Annotated in this window: 15 protein-coding genes and 1 pseudogene; 5 read left to right on the top strand and 11 right to left on the bottom strand. The window is 66.8% G+C overall.

Features of this window, described 5'->3' with window-relative positions; translation table 11 throughout:
- Positions 1-61: 61 nt before the first annotated feature.
- Genes AUCHE_RS14890 through pdhA form a run of 3 tightly spaced genes read right to left on the bottom strand, consistent with a single transcriptional unit; the run spans position 62 to position 4,129 of the window.
- A complete protein-coding gene (locus tag AUCHE_RS14890; protein WP_006504158.1) occupies positions 62-1,924 on the bottom strand; it encodes a 2-oxo acid dehydrogenase subunit E2 in 1,863 nt (620 codons plus the stop codon).
- Positions 1,925-1,937: 13 nt separating this feature from the next.
- A complete protein-coding gene (locus AUCHE_RS14885) occupies positions 1,938-2,918 on the bottom strand; it encodes an alpha-ketoacid dehydrogenase subunit beta (RefSeq protein ID WP_006504157.1) in 981 nt (326 codons plus the stop codon).
- A complete protein-coding gene (gene pdhA, locus AUCHE_RS14880) occupies positions 2,915-4,129 on the bottom strand; it encodes a pyruvate dehydrogenase (acetyl-transferring) E1 component subunit alpha (RefSeq protein ID WP_006504156.1) in 1,215 nt (404 codons plus the stop codon). The genes AUCHE_RS14885 and pdhA overlap by 4 nt, the downstream gene beginning before the upstream one ends.
- Before the next feature lie 316 nt (positions 4,130-4,445).
- On the opposite strand from pdhA, the gene AUCHE_RS14875 reads away from it, so the two are divergent.
- A complete protein-coding gene (locus AUCHE_RS14875; RefSeq protein ID WP_006504155.1) occupies positions 4,446-5,024 on the top strand; it encodes a hypothetical protein in 579 nt (192 codons plus the stop codon).
- A gap of 49 nt (positions 5,025-5,073) precedes the next feature.
- Here AUCHE_RS14875 and hisC read toward each other — a convergent pair whose 3' ends face one another.
- Entirely contained in the window at positions 5,074-6,189 is a 1,116-nt protein-coding gene (hisC, locus tag AUCHE_RS14870; RefSeq protein WP_006504154.1) for a histidinol-phosphate transaminase, read from the bottom strand.
- A gap of 126 nt (positions 6,190-6,315) precedes the next feature.
- On the opposite strand from hisC, the gene AUCHE_RS14865 reads away from it, so the two are divergent.
- Entirely contained in the window at positions 6,316-7,947 is a 1,632-nt protein-coding gene (locus tag AUCHE_RS14865; protein WP_006504153.1) for a methyl-accepting chemotaxis protein, read from the top strand.
- Between the two features lie 87 nt (positions 7,948-8,034).
- Here AUCHE_RS14865 and AUCHE_RS14860 read toward each other — a convergent pair whose 3' ends face one another.
- The 5 genes from AUCHE_RS14860 to AUCHE_RS14840 form a co-directional block, all read right to left on the bottom strand.
- Positions 8,035-9,822 carry an ABC transporter permease subunit gene (locus AUCHE_RS14860; protein ID WP_006504152.1) on the bottom strand — a complete coding sequence of 596 codons (1,788 nt, stop codon included), beginning with the start codon at positions 9,820-9,822 and terminating at the stop codon, positions 8,035-8,037.
- Positions 9,819-11,309, bottom strand: coding sequence for an ABC transporter substrate-binding protein (locus AUCHE_RS14855; RefSeq protein ID WP_006504151.1), 1,491 nt, complete (start codon positions 11,307-11,309; stop codon positions 9,819-9,821). The genes AUCHE_RS14860 and AUCHE_RS14855 overlap by 4 nt, the downstream gene beginning before the upstream one ends.
- 120 nt (positions 11,310-11,429) lie before the next feature.
- Entirely contained in the window at positions 11,430-12,254 is an 825-nt protein-coding gene (locus AUCHE_RS14850) for an ABC transporter ATP-binding protein (RefSeq protein ID WP_006504150.1), read from the bottom strand.
- Positions 12,251-13,081, bottom strand: coding sequence for an ABC transporter ATP-binding protein (locus AUCHE_RS14845; RefSeq protein WP_006504149.1), 831 nt, complete (start codon positions 13,079-13,081; stop codon positions 12,251-12,253). The genes AUCHE_RS14850 and AUCHE_RS14845 overlap by 4 nt, the downstream gene beginning before the upstream one ends.
- Before the next feature lie 228 nt (positions 13,082-13,309).
- Complete coding sequence (locus tag AUCHE_RS14840; protein ID WP_143115266.1) at positions 13,310-16,330, bottom strand: glycine--tRNA ligase; 3,021 nt, start codon at positions 16,328-16,330, stop codon at positions 13,310-13,312.
- Between the two features lie 133 nt (positions 16,331-16,463).
- Between AUCHE_RS14840 and def the strand changes: the two genes are divergently transcribed.
- Positions 16,464-17,222, top strand: coding sequence for a peptide deformylase (gene def, locus AUCHE_RS14835; protein WP_006504147.1), 759 nt, complete (start codon positions 16,464-16,466; stop codon positions 17,220-17,222).
- Positions 17,223-17,264: 42 nt separating this feature from the next.
- Here def and AUCHE_RS14830 read toward each other — a convergent pair whose 3' ends face one another.
- Together AUCHE_RS14830 and AUCHE_RS14825 are read right to left on the bottom strand one after the other, a co-directional pair.
- On the bottom strand, positions 17,265-17,555 hold the full coding sequence (locus AUCHE_RS14830) for a YciI family protein (protein WP_006504146.1): 291 nt from the start codon (positions 17,553-17,555) through the stop codon (positions 17,265-17,267).
- Between the two features lie 110 nt (positions 17,556-17,665).
- Positions 17,666-19,057: an MFS transporter gene (locus AUCHE_RS14825; RefSeq protein ID WP_006504145.1), complete on the bottom strand. Its 1,392-nt coding sequence runs from the start codon at positions 19,055-19,057 to the stop codon at positions 17,666-17,668.
- Positions 19,058-20,350: 1,293 nt separating this feature from the next.
- Here AUCHE_RS14825 and AUCHE_RS17635 point away from each other — a divergent pair.
- A pseudogene (locus AUCHE_RS17635) lies at positions 20,351-20,977 on the top strand (diphtheria toxin); the annotation flags it as partial.
- A gap of 253 nt (positions 20,978-21,230) precedes the next feature.
- A complete protein-coding gene (locus tag AUCHE_RS14820; protein WP_040322835.1) occupies positions 21,231-22,055 on the top strand; it encodes a hypothetical protein in 825 nt (274 codons plus the stop codon).
- The last annotated feature ends 29 nt before the right edge of the window (positions 22,056-22,084 follow it).

The following is a 22,084-nucleotide window of genomic DNA, read 5'->3' as shown; positions in this document are numbered from 1 at the left end:
CGTGGCCCGGCCGCCTCTCGTCCGTCCGACCGGGACCTGCACGGTCACCGGACGTCGGTCATCACCCCCAGACGAGACCCTTCGCCGGGTCGGTCAGGATCGCGGCCACATCGGCGAGGAAACGGCTGCCCAGGTCCCCGTCGATCAACCGGTGGTCGAAACTCAACGCCAACTGGGTGACCCATCGCGGCACGACCATCTCCTGGCCGCCGTGGTCGATCACCCACGGCATCCGCTTCACCGCGCCGAAGGCCAGGATCGCGGACTCCCCCGGGTTGATGATCGGCGTCCCCGTGTCGACGCCGAAAACCCCGACATTGGTGATCGTGATCGTGCCCCCGGCCATCTCGGCCGGCTGCGTACGCCCGGCCCGAGCCGTATCGACCAGACCGCCCAGGGCCTCGGCGAGTTCACGCATCGTCATGGCGTCGGCGTCCTTGATGTTCGGGACGACCAGCCCGCGCGGAGTCGCCGCGGCGATCCCCAGGTTCACGTAGTTCCTGACCACGATCTCCTGCGCCGCCTCGTCCCACACCGCGTTGACCCCCGGATGGCGCCGACACACCAGGATCAGGGCCTTCGCGACGACCAGCAACGGAGTCACCTTGACGTCACGGAACTCGCGATCCGCTTTCAACCGTTCGACCAGATCCATCGTCGCCGTGACATCGATGGTGACGAACTCGGTGACATGCGGAGCAGTGAACTTGCTGCGCACCATCGCCTCGGCCGTCATCTTCCGGACACCCTTGACCGGGATACGGGTCTCCCGCTCACCGGCCGGACGCGACACCCCGACCGGAGCCGACGCCGCCGCAGCCTCGGACGGAGCGGACGCCCCGGATGCCCCGGACGCTCCGGACGCTCCGGACAGGAAGGCGTCGACATCCGCCCGGGAGATGATCCCGCCCTCACCGGAACCGGGCACCTGCGCCAGGTCGACACCACGATCCTTGGCGTACTTACGGACCGGAGGTTTGGCCAAGGGCCGCCCACTGCGGGAGACCGGCCCCGCCGGACCGACCGGACGATCCTGCATCGACGACGAAACCTGTGGGGCAGGCGAAGTCGCCGGCGCTGCGGCCATCACCGGCGCAGCCGCCCCGGAAACAGGCGGAGCCGTCGGTGCAGACGCGACGGGCGTGGCGGACGCGGCCCCGCCCGCAGGCGCTGGGATGACCCCGCCTCGGCGGGCACGCCGCCGCGTCGAACCGGCGATGGCGCCGTACCCGACAAGATTCGGTTCACGCTTCTGCGCGGCGGACGCGGCTGCGGCACCCTCCTCCGGCGCACCGGCCACCACGACGGTGATGATCGGTGTCCCGACCGGAACAGTGGCACCTTGAGGCACCAACAACTCCCCGACCGTGCCCTCCCACGGGATCGGCAACTCCACCAACGACTTCGCCGTCTCGATCTCCACCACGACCTGATTCACCGACACCCGGTCACCGGCCGCGACCTTCCAGGAGACGATCTCCGCCTCCGTCAGACCCTCACCCGGGTCGGGCAAGGGGAAGGTCTTCACCGAACCGCTGGGACTCGCGCCGGGGGCATCGTCGACCACCCGGCCGGAATCGCCGGGGACGGCTGCGCCGCCTTCGGCGATTCCGGCCATCTCACCGGCAACCGCGGCCTGGCCGCTGGCACCGGAGCCCTGGGGCAAGGGGTCCGCGTCTGCTCCGGCCACCTCGACGGAGATGATCGGTGTCCCGACCGGAACAGTGGTCCCCTGAGGCACCAACAACTCCCCGACCGTGCCCTCCCACGGGATCGGCAACTCCACCAACGACTTCGCCGTCTCGATCTCCACCACGACCTGATTCACCGACACCCGGTCACCGGCCGCGACCTTCCAGGAGACGATCTCCGCCTCCGTCAGACCCTCACCCGGATCAGGCAGGTTGAACACTTTCACGCCCATGTCCGGCCCCTCCTCAGAAACTCAGCGCGCGGTCGACGGCGTCGAGCACACGATCCAGATCAGGCAGGTGATGCTCCTCCAACTTGCTCGCCGGATAGGGGACCGAATATCCCGCCACCCGGATCACCGGCGACTCCAAGTGGTAGAAGAGCTTCTCCTGCACCTGGGCGGCGATCTCCGCGCCGAAACCCATGAAACGTGAGGCCTCGTGCACCACCACGAGACGGCCCGTCCGCTCCACCGACGCCTGCACGGCTGCGAAATCAAAAGGATTGAGGCCGCGCAGGTCGATGACCTCCAACTCCTTGCCCTCCTCCGCAGCCGCCTCGGCCGCCTGCAGGCAGGTCTTCACCATCGGCCCGTAACAGAGCACGGTCACATGCTCACCCGGACGCACCACCGCCGCCTCGTACAGACTGCGCGGCGCAGCATCCGCCGTGTCGTCGACCTCCATCCGGTCGTGATAACGACGTTTGGGTTCGAAGAAGATCACCGGGTCGTCGGTGGCGACAGCCTGCTGGATCATCCAGTAGGAATCCTCCGCATTGGAACAGGACACGACCCGCAGACCCGCGCTGTGCAGGAAGTACGCCTCATTGGACTCGCTGTGGTGCTCGACCGCGCCGATACCCCCGCCACAGGGGATCCGGATGACCATCGGCAGTTTCGCCTGCCCCAGGGAACGGTTGTGCATCTTGGCGACCTGGCTGGTGATGTGGTCGAACGCCGGGTAGACGAAACCGTCGAACTGGATCTCCACGACCGGCCGATATCCCCGCAGGGCCAAACCGATCGCCGTACCGACGATCCCCGACTCGGCCAACGGCGTGTCGATGACCCGGTCCTCACCGAAATCCTTCTGCAAACCCTCGGTGACCCGGAAGACCCCGCCGAGACGGCCCACGTCCTCCCCCATCACCAAGACCTTCGGGTCGGCCTCCATCGCCCGACGCAGACCCGCGGTGATGCCCTTAGCCAAGGTGAGCGCAGTCATCGGCCCTCCTCCTCACCGATGAATCCAGCCTGGTACTCGAGGAACTCCGCACGTTCGGCATCGATCCCCGGATGTGGGTCGTGATAGACGTGATCGAACATGTCGGTCACCGGCGGATCCGGCAACTCCTGCACCCGCCGACGGATCGTCCGGGCCAGTTCGTCCGCCTCGGCGTCGACCTCCGCGAAGAAGGACTCCTCGGTAGCGCCCCGGGCCAACAGGAAGGTCTTGATCCGCTGGATCGGATCGCGCTCCCGCCACAGGTCGACCTCGGCCGAATCCCGGTACTTCGTCGGATCGTCGCTCGTGGTGTGCGCACCCATCCGATAGGTGAAGGCCTCGATCAGGAAAGGACCCTGACCGGAACGGGCATGCTCGAGAGCCGCCCGACCCACCGCATAACAGGCCAGGACGTCATTGCCGTCGACCCGCACGCCCGGGAAACCGAAACCCCGCGCCCGCTGATACAACGGGATCCGGGTCTGGCGTTCGTTCGGCTCGGAGATCGCCCACTGGTTGTTCTGGCAGAAGAACACGATCGGGCACTGGTTCACCGCGGCGAAGACGAAGGACTCGTTGATATCGCCCTGGCTGGTCGCCCCGTCACCGAAGAAGGTCACCACCGCGGTGTCCCGGTCCGGGTCGCCGGTGCCGACCTGCCCGTCGCGTTGCACCCCCATCGCGTAGCCGACAGCGTGCAACGCCTGGTTGCCGATGACGATCGTGTACAGGTGGAAATTGTGCTCGTTCGGATCCCAACCGCCCAGGCTGGTGCCCCGGAACATCCCGAAGATCGCCAAGGGGTCCACGTCCCGGCAGTAAGCGACGCCGTGCTCCCGGTAACTGGGGAAGGCGTAATCCTGAGCGGCCATCGCCCGCCCGATCCCGACCTGGGCTGCTTCCTGGCCCACCAGACCCGGCCACAGGCCGAGTTCACCCTGCCGTTGCAGAGCCGTGCCCTCCGCGTCGAGCCGCCGGATCAACACCATGTCCCGGTAGAGGTCCCGGCCGTCCTGATCGGTCAGTACGTCGACGATCGGGTCGTACTCGAGATTGACCTCATTACGGATCCGGTGCCCGTCCTTGTCGATGAACCGGATCGTCTCCGGGCCGCCGTCGGTGGACAGATGGGGCGTACCGACCGTGGAAACGTGATGGTCGACGCCGGAGAACTCACCACCGAACGCCCGGTGAACAGCAGAATCGCTCACTGGTACTCCTTCGTACCTATCGGGGCCCAGGATCGCCGGGCCCGCAGCCTCCCACCGGCATCGTCGCTGCCTGCGGGTGCGCGCCCGCCCTGGTGCGGGCGAGGTGCTCGCTTCTCCGTCACGCTACCCGACCCACCCCGTCCAGAGGCCCCGATCCGCACGGGCGACCCGAGGGAAAGCTTCTCCCGAGAGGAAGAGCCTCTCCGCGAACAGTGTTCCCTCCACCCGGGGAGGCTCTCGCCGGAGATGGACGATCGCCCGACCGAAAAGCGCGCACACCGGTCAGGAGGGCTACCGCCTCGCCGATAGATAGGGCATGGACCAGCACACGCCCTATGGCACCCGCCTCCCCCGGACGTCCGCGCACAGCGGACCGGGGCGGGCCGTCGCCTTGGCCGTGGTCGGTGCTCTGTGTCTTCTCCTGTGGGCCGCCACCCTGCCGCGAGTGGGCACGGCGGTCGCGCAGACGGGCCGTCCCGGGTACGACGCGCAGGTCGTGTCCTGCCCGCAGCCGGGGGGATTCATCGGGCGATGCGAGATCGCCGTCACCCGGGACGGCCAGGAAATCCGTACCTCACTGGCCGATCCGGGCATGATGATCCCGCAGGCCGGTGACCGGTTGACGGTCTCCCTCGACGAGGACGGCACCGCTCGACCCGCCGGATGGCGGCCGTGGGCGACCGCAGGTCTGCTGGTCGCGCTGAGCCTGGCCCTGACCCGGGCCACGATCTCCCGCATGCAGGACGCCATGCTCGCCTACGCCGTCGACGAGGACGAGTTCGCTGAGCGGCCGTCCCACGACAACAGCCTCCCGGGAGACGGCCGGGACGCCTCGGAAGACACCTCAGGAGAGGACGTCGCGCGGCGCTCCCGACCGGATCAGGACGCCGCCTGACCCGGCCCGGCACACGCCGACAGGACCAGGCGGACCGCCCGGGCAGGGATCACCGATGCTGACCGCCCCGCGAGGTGAACGGTTTCAACGCCTCGAGAAGTGCGTCATTGGCCTCGGGACTGTCGATCGAACACCGAAGCCCCTCACCGGAGAAGGCCCGGACCGACAGTCCCGACTGTCCCAGCGCGGCAGCGACCGCGTCGGTGCGCTCCCCGGTGTGCAACCACACGAAGTTGCCCTCGCTGCGCGGCAGATCCCAGCCCTGCGCGGCGAGCGCAGCGACCACACGGGAACGTTCGTCCACGATCCGGGCGACCCGTTCGTCCAGTGCGGGCTTCTCGTCGAGGCTGATCAGCGCGGCCTCCTCGGCGATGGCGCTGACCCCGAAGGGCACCCCTGTCTTACGGATCGCCGTGGACACCGGCGCGTGCGCGATGCCGTATCCGACGCGCAGACCGGCCAGACCGTAGGCCTTGCTGAAGGTGCGCAGCACCATCACGTTCGGGTATTCCCGGTAGAGCTCGAGCCCTTGGGCTGCCTGGTCGTCGCGGACGAATTCGACGTAGGCCTCGTCCACGACGACCAGGACGTCGCGGGGGACCTTGGCGAGGAAGTCACGCATCTCCGGGCCGGTGACGACCGGGCCGGTGGGATTGTTCGGGGTGCAGACGAACACGATCCTGGTCCGGGGGCCGATCGCGGCGGCCATGGCGGGCAGGTCGTGGTGGCCCTGATCGTCGAGAGGCACTTGCACGGAACGGGCCCCGGCCAGGCCGACCATGATCGGGTAGGCCTCGAAGCTGCGCCAGGCGTAGACCACGTCGTCGCCGGCCTCGCACAGGGCGAGCACGGTCTGCTGCAGTACGCCGGAGGAACCGGTGCCGATGATCACGTCGTCCTCGGGCACCTGGCATTCGTCGGCGAGCCGCTGGGTGAGTTTCGTGCAGAACATGTCCGGATAACGGTTCATCCGCCCGGCGACCTGGGCGGCCCGTTCCACGACTCCCGGCAAGGGCGGATAGGGGTTCTCGTTGCTGCTCATCTTGTGAGGAGTGACCCCGTCTCGGGCCTTCGGCAACTGGCCGGGGCGATAGGCGGGGATGCTCCGCAGCGCCGCGCGAGTGGGAACGTTCTCTGACGTTCGGGACTGGTCGGCCTCGCTCATGGGAGCCACTGTATGCGTCGCGCGGATGTTTCACGGCATGACCCGTCCGAAGGCGGGGCTCAACCGCCGTCGTTGCCGGCCGATAAGGGGTCTGCACTCTCGCCGCCCACGCACCAGAGGAATACGATGCGCCTCCCTCCTGCTCTGCAACGTCTCTCGACCGTGCACAACCAGGTGGCCGGGGTCGGTGCGATCGGGCTTCTGGGGGCCTGTGCTCTCGGCGCTCTGGCGCTGGGCAGTGTCTCGGAGATGAGGGAGGCCAATACGGAGCTGGGCCGTCTGCAGTCGCTGTCCTATGCGGTGGAGGAACTGCGTTTCAGCAATGCCGACACGAACGGTTGGCAGGGTTTCTACGCGTGGAGCACCCGTTTGGAGAACCAGGTGGAGGCGGTGAAGCCGACGCCGAAGTCGAATCGTGAAGGCTTCGAGAAAGCGGCCAAGGAGACCCAGTCCAAGATCGACAGGATGGACACCTCCGCCATGACCGCCGCGGAGAAGGCCCACTTCGAGAGCATGAAGAAGAGCTGGAAGGACTTCATGGACGGGGACGCTGCCGCGGTGAAGGCTTTCGCCACCGGCACTGAGGCCGGCCTGGAGCGGGGCACGAAGATCATCAACGAGGAGATCTGTGTCACCGCGTACGAAGATCTCGACAAGGCCGGACGCGAGCTCAACGCTTCCGTGTTGAAAAGGGTCGGCGCCCAGCGGGCCGCCGCCGATGATGCCGCCGATCGCACGACCAGGAGTCTGTGGTTCGCGCTCCCGGTGTTGGCCGTGGTCATCCTCGGCATCGCCTTCCTGACTGCGAAGCGGATGGTGCGGGGGATCCACAGTGTCCATCGCAGCATCACCGCTCTCGGTCAGGGTGATCTGACCGTTCCGGCCGTGGCCTACTCCCATGACGAGGTCGCCGAGATGGCCCGGGACGCCGAACGGGCGCGGTTGTCGATGCGGGAGGTCATCGGTTCGGTCCGCGAGGCCTCCACCCATGTGGCCCATTCCTCGGCGTCCTTGTCCGAGGTGTCCTCGCAGCTCAACGGGTCGGCCGATGCGACCCGTCACCGTCTGGAGGAGGTACGTTCGGCGTCCGACCGGGTCAATATGACGGTCGACACGGTCGCGGCGGGCACCGAGGAGATGACGGCGTCGATCCGGGCCATCGCCGACAATGCGAACAATGCGGCGGCGGTGGCCGGTCAGGCGGTGACCGCGGCGGCGCGGACCAATGACACGGTCAGCAGGTTGGGGGCTTCCAGCGCGGAGATCGGCGATGTCATCAAGGTGATCGGTCAGATCGCCGGGCAGACGAACCTGTTGGCGTTGAATGCCACCATCGAGGCTGCCCGGGCCGGCGAGTCCGGGAAGGGTTTCGCGGTGGTCGCCAACGAGGTGAAGGAGTTGGCCCGGGAGACCAGCGAGGCCACCGAGAGCATTTCGTCGAAGATCACCGCGATCCAGGAGGAGACCCAGGAGGCGGTGGCGGCGATCAGCGAGATCAGCACGATCATCTCGACGATCAACGACACGCAGAGCACCATTGCCGCCGCGGTGGACGAGCAGACCGCGACGACGAACGAGATGGGCGGCAATGCGACGGTGGCGGCTCAGCAGACCTCGGAGATCTCCGAGAAGGTGCGTGATGCCGTGAGCACGGCCGCCGATGCGACCTCCGCGGCGACGACCACATCAGCGGCTTCGCAGGAGTTGGCCGACAGCGCAGCCGAATTGCACGAACTGGTCGGCCGCTTCCGGTTGTGACCCCGGGGTGGCCCGGCTGAGCTGGGCCGAGGCGGACGGTCCGGGCCGGTTCAGACCGGTTCAGGCCGGCCCGGACCGGTATCCGGCTCAGTCCTCCCCGGCGAGATTCGCGACGAGGCCCAGGAGGACCAGTCCCACCGCTGGCGCGGCCATCGCCCAGGGCGCGCGTTCCAGGTGGACGACGGAGTCGGCGAGGAGTTTTCCCCATTCGGCCGAATCGTGTCCCGCGCCCAGTCCGAGGAATCCCAGCCCGGTCAGCGCGAGGGCGAGGCGGGCCAGGCGGACGACGGCGTGGCCGGCGACGGGGCGGATCACGCCGGGCAGGAGGTGCCGCACCATGATCCTCCGGCGGGTGGCGCCGGCGACCACGGCGGCCTGGTGGAAACCGGTGGCGCGGGCCTCGGCGGCCAGGGTACGGGTGTGGACGGCCAGGGGGATCCAGCCGACCAGGCAGATCGCCAGGGACGCGCTGAGCAGCCCCGGTCCGAGCACGGCGGCGACGACCAGTCCGAGGAAGACCGAGGGGACGGCGTTGAGGACGTCGGTGACCCCGGCGGAGGCCTGCTTCGAGACCAGTCCGACGGCGAGTCCGACGGCGAGACAGATCAGGCTGACCAGGAGGGCCGGTCCGATGGTGAGGAGCGCGCCCTGACCGACCCGCCCCCAGACGTCCCGTCCGACGTGGTCGGTGCCGAGCGGGTGGAGGAGGGAAGGGGCCAGGTGACGTCGGTCGGGGTGGATCTCCACCGTCCGGAAGAGTCCACCGACGATCAGCGCGGTCAGGGTCGAGGCACTGACCCACCAGGGCAGGGTCGGGGCGAAGCGGCCTTCTCGACGGACCGGTGCACTGCCGTGGCCGTCGGTCAGCGCCGGACTCATCAGGAGCCGGTGCAGTGCGGCACCCAGGAGCCCGATGACGGTGCCGAGGACCACGAGTGCGGCGACGGCGCCCTGGACGAGGGGGATGTCCTGGGCGAGGGCGGCTTCGAGGGTGACCCGGCCGAGTCCGGGGATGGCGTAGACCTCTTCGACGATCACGGCGGCGCCGATGATCCCGGCGAAGATCAGCATGACCTGCGGCAGGGCGACAGCGATGGCGCGTCGGGCCACGGAGCCGGCGATCCGGGAGGGTCGGGCGCCGTTGGCCCGCCAGGTGTGGACCCAGTCCTCGGCGGCGACTGCGGTGATCGCGGTCATGAGGATGCGGATCAGGATTCCGGTGGCACCCACGGACAGTGCGGTGACCGGCAGGATCATGTCGCGGGGTTCGCGCCAGCCGCTGGAGGGGAGCCAGCCCAGGCGGACCGCGAAGACCGAGGTGAGGAGCACGGCGACGACGAAACCGGGTGCGGCGGCCAGGATCGCGGACAGGGCACGCAGCCGGGTGGATGCGGCGGGCCTGCCCAGTCCGACGCCGATGACGCGGGGGGTGACCAGCAGCACGGCGACGATCAGGGAGGTGAGCGCGGCGATCCCGGCGAGGTTGAGGGAGACGGCGAGTGCCGATCCGAGGGTGTCGGCGACGGCGCGGCCGCTGACCCAGGAGACGCCGAGGTCACCGGTGGTGGCGCGGCCGAGCCAGCGGGCGGCACCGACCAGGGGTGAGGCGGGCAGGTCGAGGTCGGCGCGGATCGCGTCGAGCGCGGCCGGGTCGGCGTCCCGTTCGACCTGGCGGGCGCGGAGGACCGTCCGGGCGGGGTCTGCCCCGGTGAGCCAGGGGAGGCTGCCGGCGAGGAGGACGACGGCGGTCACGCAGGTCCCGATGAGGGCGAGGGGCCGCAGGAGGGTGTAGGCGTGGCGGCCGCCCCACCGGCGCAGGTGGAGGAGTCTCCCGGCGTCGGTGGGGCGGGTCGTCGGAGCGGGCGGGACGGTCATCCGGCGAGGGTGGTGCGGTGCGTGATCCAGGTCCATTCCAGCGGGTCGGCGTTCAGTCCGTCGACCTTCTTGGTGCGTCCGATGCGGACGACTTCGTGGACGAGGGGTACGTAGGCTCCGGCGCCGAGGACGGTCGATTCGATGGCGGCGGCGCGGGTGCGGCGTTGGGTGACATCGGTGATCCCGGCGGCTTCGGTGAGTTCTTTGTCGAGGGTTTCGTTGCAGTGGAAGGAGAGGTTGTAGCTGCCTTTGCAGCCGAAGTCGGATTGGAGGACGGAGATCGGGTCGTTGGCCTTGGACATGTACATGCGTGAGCCGATGACGGCGTCGTATTTGCCGGCCATGATCTCGGGTTCGAGGACGTTGTAGGCCTTCACGACGGGGGTGTCGACGGTGAATCCGGCTTTGCGGAGTTGGTCGGCGACGAGGGTGAGCGCTTCGGGGAGTTCGGGCCGGTCGTCGTAGGTGGCCAGGGTGAGGCTGGTCCCCTTGGGGTCGGCGGGGGCGGGGAACTGGGGGGCGGGGCGGTCTTTGGTCCAGACGGTGTCTCCACGGAAGTATCCGACGGCCGGGTGGGCCTGTCCTTCGAAGACGCTGGTGGCGACGGCTTTTCCGTCGATGGCTTTGGCGAAGGCGGCCCGCATGGCGGGGTCGGCGAGGGGTCCGCTGCGGGTGTTGAGGGAGATGCCGGTGGTGCGTGGGACGGGGCGGGTGTCGACGACCTGGTCCTTGATGTTGCCGACCTGGGCGATGGGGACGTTCTGTATGACGTCGAGTTCGCCGGCGCGTAGGCCGGCGACGCGGCTGTCCGCTTTGCTGATGAATTTCACGTCGAGTCCGGTGAGCCGGGGTTTCCCACCCCAGTAGGAGGGGTTGGCGTCGGCTTTGACGGCGGTGTTCCCGGTGACTTCCTTGAGGACGAAGGGTCCGGTTCCGGCGCCGAGGGTGTCGGGTTTGGAGGGGTTCTTCTCGTAGGCCTTGGCGGCCAGGATCGACATGTCGGGGTTACCGAAGCGTTGCATGAGGATCGGGTCGGGGGTTTCGGAGACGACTTTGACGGTGTCTTCACCTTCGGCGGTGATGGTGAGGGCGCGTCCGCTGACGGTGGCCGGTGCGGGGGTGGCGGTGAGCGCGTGGTTGAGGCTGGCGGCGGCGGCTTTGGCGTCGACTTTGCTGCCGTCGTGGAAGGTCAGGCCTTTTCGCAGGGTGAAGGTGGCGGTGGAGGCGTCTTCCATCGTGAATTTTTCGGCGAGGCCAGGTTGGGGGGTGCCGTCCTTGTCGAAGGTGATGAGGGGTTCGATGATGCCCAGCCGGGTGAGGCTCACGGCGTCGTCGGTGTAGGGCGAGAGGTCGGCGCGGGGGGTGAAGTTGAGGGCGACGCGTAGCCGGGAGTTGCCGTCGGCGTTCGTCCCGCCTTGGACCATGCAGCCGCTCACGGTGAGGGTGAGCGCGGTGGCGGCTGCGAGGGTGGCGAGTGGGCGGTTCATTTTTCTCCTTGACGGCTGTGCCGGACGGGCGTGGCTGGTGGGGTGCTGAGTCCGGACTTCGTCGTCGTGGACTGCGGGTGGGGGTGTCGGGCGGCGTGTCGGGGCCGGCTGCCGGTGCGGTCAGGCGGCGGTGGGTGGGGGCAGGGTGGGGACGGCGCGGAGCAGTGCTTGGGTGCGCGGGTGGCTGGGGTTGCTGAGGACGTCGGCGACCGGTCCGTGTTCGACGATCCGTCCGGCGTCCAGGACGACGACGGTGTCGCACAGGTGGTGGACGATGCCCAGGTCGTGGGAGACGAAGACGAGGGCGGGGCCGTCGTCTTCGCAGATGCGGCGCAGGGTGCGGGTGACGTGGAGTCGGGCGGAGGCGTCGAGCGCGCTGACGGCTTCGTCGGCGATGACGATCTCGGGGGCGGGTGCGAGGGCGCGGGCGAGGGCGACGCGTTGTCGTTGTCCGCCGGAGAGCTGTGCCGGGTATCGGTCGGCCAGTTCGGGGTCGAGTCCGACGTGGGTGAGGCATTCGCGGATGCGGGTGGCGTGGTCGCCGGGGACGGCCAGGCATTCCAGGGGTTCGGCGATGCTGGCGCCGACGCGCAGGTGGGGGTCGAGCGAGTTGGAGGGGTCCTGGGGGACGAATTGCACGAGTTTGCGGTACCAGGTGAGGTCGTGGCGGGGGTGGACGGGCTGGCCGCGGTAGGTGATCCGCCCGGTGTCGGGTGTTTCCAGTCCGAGGAGCAGCCGCATGAGGGTGGATTTGCCGCAGCCGGATCCGCCGACGACGCCCAGGCGGGTCCCGGTGGTGACGATGAGGTCGATGCCGTCGACGGCGTGGACGGTGCCGCGTCCGCGGATCCGGTCCTGCCAGTGGGCGGACGGGTAGGTGCGGTGCAGGCCGTGTGCCTCGAGGAGGACGGTGGGCGGCACGGTTTCGGTGTCTTCGCGGGTCATCTGCGTCCTCCGGCGAATTCGGCGTGGACGGCTACGGGCGGTGGGGTGGCGGTGGCGGGTAGCGCGGTGGCCCGGGAGGCGTCGAGGAGTTCGGTGACATAGGGGTGGGCCGGTTGGTGGAGGACTCGGTGGAGGGGTCCGGAGTCGACGATTTCGCCTGCGCGCAGGACGACGAGGTCGTCGCAGATCGCGGAGGCGACGGCGATGTCGTGGGTGATGAAGAGCAGGGCCCGGTCCTGGCTGATCTCGGCGAGCAGGGGCAGGATCTCCGCTTGGACGCAGACGTCGAGCGCGGAGGTCGGTTCGTCGGCGATGAGCAGGTCCGGTCCTGCGGCGAGGGCCATGGCGATGCCGACGCGTTGGCGTTGTCCGCCGGACAGGCTGCCGGGGTGTCGGCGGGCGAGTCGGCGGGCGTCGGGGAGTCGGACCTGTTCGAGGAGTTCGAGGGCGCGTTCGCGGGCTTCGGTGCGTCCGTGTCCTCGGGCGCGGAGTGGTTCGGCGACCTGGTCGCCGATGCGGACGAGGGGGTTGAGCGCGGTGCGGGGGTCTTGGGCGATCAGGCCGACGGTGTGTCCGCGTTGTTGGCGCCATTGGTGTTCGGGTGCGCCGAGCATTTCTTTGCCGTGGAGGAGGATCGATCCGGTGGCGGTGGCGTGCGTGGGGAGGAGCCCGAGGAGTGCCCGTCCGGTGAGGGTTTTCCCGGAGCCGGATTCGCCGAGGAGGCCGAGGCGTCTCCCTGCGCTCAGTTCGAGGTTCACGCCGTGCAGAATTTCCTGGTCTCCGAAGCGAACTCGCAGGTCACGGATATGTGCGACCTGCTTGTTCATGTTTTCTCCTCGGTGACCGGCATCGCGTAAGGATACTGATAGCCGTTCTCATAGAGCAAACAGGGCATGCCGGACATCTCCCGGACAACCCCCTGATCACAGCGCCTGCGCGCCTGGATACCCCTTCCCGAAACCCCTGACATGAGAGGTCATTCCCAAGGCATCAACCATCAGGCCGGGGGGCGCCCGGAACTGATCCGGACGCCCCCGCAGAATTCCTCGAACGATTCAGCCCAAGGCGATGTCCAGGGCCCGCCAGTCGACGCCTTCCGGAGCGGTGGCCCGCACGGTCGCCAACAAGCCCAGACGAGAAGCCCTCACGTCCTCTTCCTTCGCCATGACGAGGATGTCGTCGAAGAACCGGGCCACCGGCGCGATCAGCCCGGACGCCTCGACCGCATAGGCGGCGACGGTGCGGCCCGGCCGGGAGGACACGGATTCCACCGCGGCCCGCAGCTCGACCTCGGCCGGTTCGCCGAGCAACTCGGCCCGGTAGGTGGCCTCGGTCCCGGCAGGGACGATCCGGTCGATGCGCTGCAGAGCGGCCACCACCTGACGGAAGCTCTCGTCCTCCGACAAGGAACGCAGGTCGGCCAGGACGGCTGTGGCGCGACCGGGCGAACCCGCCCCGGGCAGGATGGCCTGGACGAAACCGGCCGGCACCCCTTCGTCCCGCAGCAGCTGGGCGAACCGGCCGATGGTGAACTCCTCCGCCGCGTCGACGGCGTCCGTCGAGACCTCCACACCCTGGACGCGCAACCGGGCCGCCGCGGCCTCCAGGCCGTCCCGCAGGGTCAACGCCGCCAGTTCCTCACGTTCACGCAGGATCCGCAGCACACCCAGCGCGGCCCGGCGCAGACCGAAGGGGTCGGACGACCCGGTCGGCTTGGCACCCAGCGCGAACATCGCCATGAGCAGGTCGAACCGGTCGCCCAGGGCCAGGAGTGCACCCGGCGTCGATGCCGGGACCGCATCGGCCTGGGTGCGGGGCTGTTCCATCTCGTACAGGGCGTCGGCGACCGCGCGGGACTCCCCCTTGCGGACCGCGTACTCGCGGGCGACGAAACCGGCCAGCGAACTCATCTCGACGACCATCTGGGTGGCCAGGTCGAACTTCGCGAGCTGCCCGGCACGTTCCAGGGTGGCCGCGCCGTCGTCGTCGAGCCCGGCACCGCGCGCGGTGAGCAGCCCGGCCAGGGCCGTGGAGACGTCCTTGATCCGGGCCGCGCGTTCCCCGACCGAACCCAACCGGTTCTCGAAGGTGAGTTTGGCCAGGCCAGGGACGAAGTCGTCGACCTTGTCGGTCTTCAGGTCGGCATTCCAGAAGAAGAGCGCGTCCTCGTACCGGGCTCGCAGCACGGACTCGTTGCCCCGGCAGACCACGTCGTCGTCGCAGTCACCGTTGGCCATGGTGACGAAGTACGGCATGAGCGCGCCGGAGTCGTCCCGCACCGGCAGGTACCGCTGGTGCTTGCGCATCACGGCGGTGAGGATCTGCTCGGGCAGGTCGAGATAACGGGCGTCGAAACCACCGATGATGCCGTGCGGTTTCTCCACGAGGTTGGTGATCTCGTCGATGACGGCAGCTTCCGCTTCGATGTCGACCCGACCGTCGAAGCAGGCGGCCAGCCGGGTGGCCTGGTCGACCACGGACGCCCGACGTTCGGCGATGTGCACGTCGATGCCGGCGTCACGCAGGCAGGGCAGCAGGTCTTCGGCCCGGGCGACGTCCAGGTGGGGCTGTGCGGCGCCGCGCAGCACATAGGTGGTGCGTCCGGCGGTCAACTGGGACACGGTGACCGGTACGACGGCCGGGCCCCACAGGGCGACGAGCCACCGGATGGCCCGGGAGAAGGCCAGTTCGGGGTCGTTCCATCGCATGTTCTTCTCGGCGCGCAGCCCGGAGACCGTCTCGCCGAGCACCTGGGTGAGCACCTCGAGGGCGGGGCGTCCGGCCTGGGTCACTTCGACGACGGCGTGTTCGTTGCCGCCGATCTCGGCTTTGACGACCTGGTCGAGGGTGGCTTTCTGCCCGCGCATGAACCCTTCGAGGGCTTTGGTCGGCGCGCCGTCCCCGTCGAAGGCCGCCTGCCACTTCGGGCCTTTGACCTGACGGGTCGCGTCGGGTTCCTCGGGGGCGACGTCTTCGACGACGGCGACGATGCGTCGGGGGGTGCCGTCGACGGTGATCGCACCGTGGGCGAGGCGGGTGGCGCCGAGCTTCTCGGTCAGCGCGGCCCGCACCTGGGCGACGGTGTCGGGCAGGACGTGCGGGGGCAGTTCTTCGACGCCGATCTCGAAGGCGAGGGTCTGCGGGGTCGTGGGCAGCGGGGTCTCGTCCGGGTCGGCCACGAGTTGCAGGTCGGGGGCGTCCTCCCGGGTCAGGGGGTGGCCGAGTTCTGCACGACGTTCGATCCACAGGGTGGCGGTGTCGCGCATGAGGCGGCGCATGGTGGCGAAGGCCTTCGCCCGTTCCGTGGTGGAGATGGCTCCGCGGGCGTCGAGGACGTTGAAGGCGTGGCTGGACTTGAGGATGTACGAGTGCGCCGGGACGGGCAGTCGCGCCTCGACCATGCGGGTGGCTTCGGCGACATAGCTCTCGTAGAGCGCCCGGTTGGTCTCGACGTCGGCGTCGTCGAGGTAGTACCGGCTCATCTCGTATTCGTTCTGCCCGAAGGCTTCACCGTAGGTGATCGTCTCCCCGGAGGGTTTGGTCGCGTAGACGATGTCCTTGAAGTGGGTGACTCCCTGGACGGCCATGAGGATGCGTTCCATGCCGTAGGTGAGTTCGACCGGGATCGGGTCGAGGTTGTGCCCGCCGACCTGCTGGAAGTAGGTGAACTGGGTGATCTCCATGCCGTCGAGCCAGACTTCCCAGCCCAGCCCCCAGGCGCCGATGGCCGGTTGGGCCCAGTTGTCCTCGACGAAGCGGACGTCGTGGGCGGCCAGGTCGATGCCGAGGGCTTCGAGGCTGCCCAGGTAGAGCTCCTGCGGGTCGCCGGGTTCGGGTTTGAGGATGACCTGGAACTGGGTGTGCATCTGCAACCGGTTGGGGTTCTCGCCGTAGCGGGAGTCGTCGGGTCGCACCGATGGTTCGACATAGGCGACATCCCAGGGCTCGGGGCCGAGCACCCGCAACACGGTGGCCGGGTTCATCGTGCCCGCTCCCACCTCCGTGTTGAAGGGCTGCACGGTGAGGCAGCCTTTCTCGGTCCAGTAGTCGGCCAGTTTCCGGAGGGCGTCTTGCATCGTCAGCACGTCTCTAGGCTACCGGCGACCGTCCGCGGTGGCCGTGTGGCGTGCAGGTGGGTGCGGGTGCCTGCCACCAGGGAGCATGCGTGTTCGGTCGGGTTCTCCGTACCGGATCGGCCATGATGGGGGCATGACTTCGGTGTTCGGTGCTTTCGGTTCGGTACAGCGTGGAAGACAGGGGCCTGCCGCTCCAGCGGATCGGCGTCCGCGGATCGACGGGATCCCGGTGGACCGGCTACCGGAGGTGCTCGCCGAGACCCGTCGGGGGCAGCGGCTCCGGGTGACCACGGTCGGTGAGGACGTCCTGGCTCGTCCGTGCCGGGAGGTCACCGAGTTCGGTGGGTCGACGTTGCGGTCGTTGATCGACGACATGTACGCCACCATGGCCTGCTGTCATGGTGTCGGTCTGGCGGCGAATCAGGTGGGTGTCGATCTGCGGTTGTTCGTCTACGACTGCGATGACGCCTACGGGGTGCGTCATGTCGGGCATGTCATCAACCCCGTGGTGGAGGTGCGTGACCGTCGTCCGGCCGATCGGGAGGCGGACGAGGAGGGCTGCCTGTCGGTGCCCGGGCCAAGTGCGGCGGTGAACCGTCCGGCGACTGCTGTCGTGCACGGCGTCGACATGTACGGCAAGCCGGTGGTGGTCAACGGCACGGGGATGTTGGCGAGATGTCTGCAGCACGAGTGCGACCATCTCGACGGCAAGCTGTACATCGACCATTTGAACGGTCGTGAGCGTCGCCGGGTGCTCAAGGCGATGGAGTCGGAGAAGCAGGACACCTGGGATCGTTGGGAGGAGCGTGCGTTGGCGTTGGGTAAGTCGCCGGCTGCGGAGCTGTCCCCCGAGCCGCCGGATGTCGAGGACTGTGTCGCTGCGTCCGGTTAGTGATCGGGGGACGGCCCCGGCGAGCAGGGCGGGCGGGGTCGTTCAGGCGGTGTAGTCCTTGAGCACGCCGAGGATGGGGTTCCATTCGGTGACGGTGTGTGTGGCGACGAGCCCGGCTTTCTGGAAGGGGTCGCCGGCGAGGAAGCCTTCCACGGCGTCGGCCGTATCGGCGGTGAAGATCAGCAGTGCCTCGCTGACGCCGACGTACGGCCCGGAGGCCAGCAGGTGTCCGGCTTCGACGAGTTCGGCGAGGTAGGCGCGGTGGGCGGGGCGCTTCTCGGCGATGGTGTCGCTGTCATCGGTGTAGGTGTAGTGCACGGCGTAGATCGACATGGCCCCCACCCTAGGCGTCTCTCGGGATCGGGGGTGCGCCTTCCGGTTCCGTCCACGCATCACGGTGTTCCCGGAGCCTGTCGGGCTCCGGGAACATTCCGTGTCTCTGCTCAGCTGGCTTTCGGTGCCCCCGGCCGGGCGTAGCGCATCCAGGTGATGGCCGTGCACAGGACGGCGAAGACCACTCCGATGGCGTAGAAGGCCACGGCCGACATCATGGTCAGGCCGATGCCGAAGAGGAAGGGCCCGAAGGCTGCGATGGCGCTGGTCCAACCGATGACGCCACCGGCCTGGCGCTTCTCGAAGATCATCGGCATCTGCTTGAACGTACTGGCGTTACCGATGCCGGCGAACAGGAAGATCGCCATCATTCCCCAGAAGAACCGGGTGAATCCGCCTTGCAGGGCGGCGGCCGACGAGGTGTCGGGGGTGAGTGCGGTCATCGTGAAGGCGATGGAGGCGACCAGCCCAATCCCGGAGACAAAGGTCCAGATGGCGCCGCCCATCCGGTCGGTCAGCGGGGAGAACGCGAAACGTGCCACGGCGCCGACCAGCGGACCCCAGAAGACGAATTTGACCGGGTCGGGAACGGTGTAGCCGGCGACGAGGAGTTCACCGGCCTTGGAGACGATCGCGGGGTTCGCGGCGCCGTACAGGTTTCCGGTGAGCAGACCGAACTGGGCGGACAGACCCGAGAAGGTACCGAAGGTCATGATGTACAGCAGGGTCATCCACCAGGTGTCGACGTTGTTGAAGATGTCGAACTGCTGCTTGATGTTGGCTTTGATCGGCACCGACTTCAGCATCATCCAGGCCAGGATCGCGCCGCACACCATCAGCGGGATCCAGAAGAAGGCTCCGTTCTGGTACCAGACGGTCACCGAGGGTTTACCGACCTGCTTCATCTGCTGGGATCCGCCGATGACGCCGAGCCAGCCCAGTCCGATCAGGATCGGGACGAAGAGTTGGACCAGGGAGACGCCCAGGTTGCCGATGCCGGCCTGGAGACCCAGTGCGGTACCGGAGAGACGCTTGGGGAAGAAGTACGACGTGGAGGGCATGAACCCGGAGAAGGCGCCGCCGCCGATGCCGGCCAGGAAGGCCAGGATCATGAGCTCCCAGTAGGGGGCGGTGGGGCTCATCACGCGGACTCCCCAGCCGACGGTGGGGAAGACGAGCATGAGCGTGGTGGCGGCGACCATCTTGCGGGTGCCGATCATCGGGGGCAGGACCATCCAGATGATGCGGAGCAGACCACCGGCGAGGCCTGGCATGGCGGCCATCCAGTACAGCTGTTCCTTGGAGAAGGAGTATCCCAGGGCGTTCAGCTTGGGCACGATGGCGCTGGGAAGGAACCAGGCAACGAAACACAGGGTCAGGCAGAAGGTCGTCACCCACAGGGTTTTCCAGGCCAGTCCTTTGTCCCAGGAGGCCTCGTCCTCGGGATCCCAGCTGTCGAGCCATTCGCCACTCTTCGGAGTGGCTGAGGGGGCATTGCTCATGTCAGACCTCGCTTGAATCAACGTTGATGGGGATGTGGCCGATCTCGTAGGGCGGGGGCCCGACACACTTCGTCGTGGCTGTGCCCGGCCGCGGCCGGGATTCCAGGGGTGAAAGCGCCCGGGGGATCCGGTCTGTCGACCGGTGACGCCAGTTGTGCAGGGAACAGGGAGAGCAGGAAAGGACCACCGGAGCGGCGCGGCAGGTCCGTGGGGCTTCCCTTGGACGGACGATGACGCGAGTACTCCTCTTTAATCCTGCAAAATCTGCTCGGCGAGGGCAAATCGCCAGATTGAGGAGATAGGTCACCCACGGCGATCCCCGCGCGCCGAGAGCTCCGGATCGGCCGCCCACGGTCACGGAACGGGGAGCCACCGCGTGACCCACCGTGCCGGTCTCCGAATGCTGTTCTGTCGCTGTCGCGTCCCGCCACATCTCCCTCTTCGACGGGTCAGGGCCCGAATTCCACTACTTCCGGCGGATGCTTGAAGATCGCCGCCCTCGCCGCCGCGGTGGCGGGTTCTCTCCACCGCCCGCGATGGGACGGGACGGCCGTCCTTCCTGGATCTCATGCTGCGGCAGATTTCCTGTCGCCTTTTTCTGTACCGAAAATGGGGCACTTTTCAGCGCGCCCTCCGAAAAGTCGCGCCTTTTCTTTTCCGATATCTCAGGGCGGGCGGAGTGACCAGGCGGGAGCGCCAGAACCCGCCTTTCCCCCGCTGGCGCCATCCAGATGCCGATCGCTCCCACCGGGCAGACGGACTCCTCTCCGTAATGTCGGCGAGATTCTTTTCATCAAGAATTCCTTATTTGCCGATGATGCCTGGATTATTCACTTCGGCCGATGAGTCCCATATGGCGCGACAGTTGAGAAATCAAGCATCGATTCGCCCACTTTAGCGGCTTTTGCCCTGTTGTCTTTTCCCTCATTCGGGGTGCTATCCTCCATGCTGCGGAATATATGATGCATATATACAGGAAGGGGAGCCTTACGCGAGACCGTCACCAGCCATGGCGGGTCGCCATGACGCGCTGACGCCTGCCCTGGAGAAATCTCCTGGGCATGGACACACTGCCCTCTCAGCACCGGAGGACCCGCCATTTTTTGATGCCCTTTTCTTGAGGCATCCCCCGCCCGCCAAGAACGGTCGCACACATCGACCACGGGCGATTTACCGCACCAGCTCCCCCACCTACGCGTGCCCTTCACGCCGACAGCACCCCGGCGACGCCGTAGGTCCATTTCATCGCGCCCATTTCGCGGCGCATTCCACCTGACACAGAAAGAACAGACGATGAAAAAAGCCCTCAAGCCGGCTGCCGGCCTGACCGCCCTCAGTCTGATGGCCGTCGCGCACCTGGTCGCGCTCCCCGCCGCATATGCGAATGACGTCGTACTGAAAGACCAGTCGACGACTGTCGACAGTTTCACGTCTTATCACGGAGCAAAGCCTGAATCTTTCAATGCGGTTCTAACCGGAATCAAAAAGCCCGAAAAAGGATCCCAGGGAAATAATGATCCGGATTGGAAAGGCTTCTACACCACCGATAATAAGCATGCAGCGGCAGGATATACAGTCAGTGACGAAAGCGTCCTTAGCGGTAAAGCTGGCGGAGTTGTGAGGGTCACCTATCCAGGAAAAACCAGGATTCTTGCCGTTAAATCACTCTCAGCAGCGGAACTGAAAGGGAAATTAGGGCTCGATTCAGCAAAGCCCCTCATCGATCAGCTCAATGATAAATCATTCCTTGAAAAATACGGGGATGGCGCAAATAGAGTGGTATTAAAAATGCCCTTTGCCGATGGCACCGAGGACTCCGAGTTCATCCACAACTGGAAGGATGCTGAGCAACTCTCAGTAGAGACGGAGGTCAGGTTTGATAACCTTGGTAAGCGCGGCCAAGATGCCATGAACAGCTACATGAATATGGCGAATTGCCCAAGCACCTCAGCGGTGCGTGCCAAACGAAGCCCGGGGAAGATATGCCTCTCAAAAATCAACTGGAAGAATGTTCGGGAAAAAGCAGACGCCCTCACCAAAAAGGTGCATGCTGATAAAGAATTTATGGACAAGCTTTCTACCCACCACCAGCGCGGCGAGGCCCCTAGCGTCGAAAAGACAACAGCGCTTCACAATGCACTCCTTGAACATGAGTCATTCTCAGCGTTGAAAGGTGCCCGAGCTTCTGGAAAAGTTGGTGCAGCAGCCTCGACCGCAGCATGGGGGGGTCGCAGTCGCACAGGCTTTCACCGACCCCAAAGCAGACGCATTGACCAAGACTGCCGCGACGTTGAGCGTGGTTCCTGGCCTCGGCCAAGCCTTGGGAATCGCAGACGGCATCAAGCACGAAAACACCGAAGAGATTGTCGTACAGTCGATCTCGCTCGCAGGACTGCTCGCAGCACAGGCAATTCCGGTGGTCGGCGAAGCTGTTGACTTCGGTCTCTTGGTCTACCAGCTGGTGGAGACCATTGTCGACCTGGCCACCCACCTCAGCAGCGCTGCCGCCAATCCTCCCACTGAGGCCACAGATTCCGTCCGCCCCGCAGTCTCACTTGGGTTACGCGCTGGCTGGAAGACGGAAGAAGATGCCAAACTTCATATTGGTTCCCCTTATGGGATGAAGTTCCAGCGAATTGTGTTGAGCGCCGAGGAGGGCAAAGAGATCCCCTTTGTACGCGCCGCCGTTGCCGTTGACAGTAAATTTTTGAAAATAAATGGACCCAGGTCCTTTGTTGTGCAAAACGGCATTAAGACCCCTATGGCCTGCTTCGAGACTGAAGGGAACTTGGCCTTTTGCCGTCCCAGCCGCCCGATTTTCTTGAGCTCGAGCAGCCCCGCAACTCTTCACCTGTCTTATGTGACCAATGAACACGAAAACGGGACCATCAAGAACCCCACCGTCGACATCCTGGGCCAGAGGATCGTCGAGAACAAGGTCATCACCGCCAACAAGGTATCTCTGGTCTACAAGGTCGATTCTTCGAACACACTTTGACATGAGTTGAGTCTCCTCGGAGACACTGC

The sequence above is a fragment of the Austwickia chelonae NBRC 105200 genome, from assembly GCF_000298175.1.
Classification (GTDB): Bacteria; Actinomycetota; Actinomycetes; order Actinomycetales; family Dermatophilaceae; genus Austwickia; species Austwickia chelonae.
The sequence above is the reverse complement of the archived record's forward strand: the minus strand, read 5'-3'. Positions and strand labels throughout refer to the sequence as shown.

Bases quoted from the DNA above. Each gene is read 5' to 3' on its own strand.
- AUCHE_RS14840 (WP_143115266.1), bottom strand. From the start codon at position 16,330: ATGCAAGACGCCCTCCGGAAACTGGCCGACTACTGGACCGAGAAAGGC.
- AUCHE_RS14830 (WP_006504146.1), bottom strand. From the start codon at position 17,555: ATGTCGATCTACGCCGTGCACTACACCTACACCGATGACAGCGACACC.
- hisC (WP_006504154.1), bottom strand. From the start codon at position 6,189: ATGAGCGAGGCCGACCAGTCCCGAACGTCAGAGAACGTTCCCACTCGC.
- AUCHE_RS14855 (WP_006504151.1), bottom strand. From the start codon at position 11,309: ATGAACCGCCCACTCGCCACCCTCGCAGCCGCCACCGCGCTCACCCTC.
- AUCHE_RS14850 (WP_006504150.1), bottom strand. From the start codon at position 12,254: ATGACCCGCGAAGACACCGAAACCGTGCCGCCCACCGTCCTCCTCGAG.
- AUCHE_RS14860 (WP_006504152.1), bottom strand. From the start codon at position 9,822: ATGACCGTCCCGCCCGCTCCGACGACCCGCCCCACCGACGCCGGGAGA.
- AUCHE_RS14825 (WP_006504145.1), bottom strand. From the start codon at position 19,057: ATGAGCAATGCCCCCTCAGCCACTCCGAAGAGTGGCGAATGGCTCGAC.
- AUCHE_RS14865 (WP_006504153.1), top strand. From the start codon at position 6,316: ATGCGCCTCCCTCCTGCTCTGCAACGTCTCTCGACCGTGCACAACCAG.
- AUCHE_RS14845 (WP_006504149.1), bottom strand. From the start codon at position 13,081: ATGAACAAGCAGGTCGCACATATCCGTGACCTGCGAGTTCGCTTCGGA.
- AUCHE_RS14885 (WP_006504157.1), bottom strand. From the start codon at position 2,918: ATGACTGCGCTCACCTTGGCTAAGGGCATCACCGCGGGTCTGCGTCGG.
- def (WP_006504147.1), top strand. From the start codon at position 16,464: ATGACTTCGGTGTTCGGTGCTTTCGGTTCGGTACAGCGTGGAAGACAG.
- AUCHE_RS14890 (WP_006504158.1), bottom strand. From the start codon at position 1,924: ATGGGCGTGAAAGTGTTCAACCTGCCTGATCCGGGTGAGGGTCTGACG.
- AUCHE_RS14875 (WP_006504155.1), top strand. From the start codon at position 4,446: ATGGACCAGCACACGCCCTATGGCACCCGCCTCCCCCGGACGTCCGCG.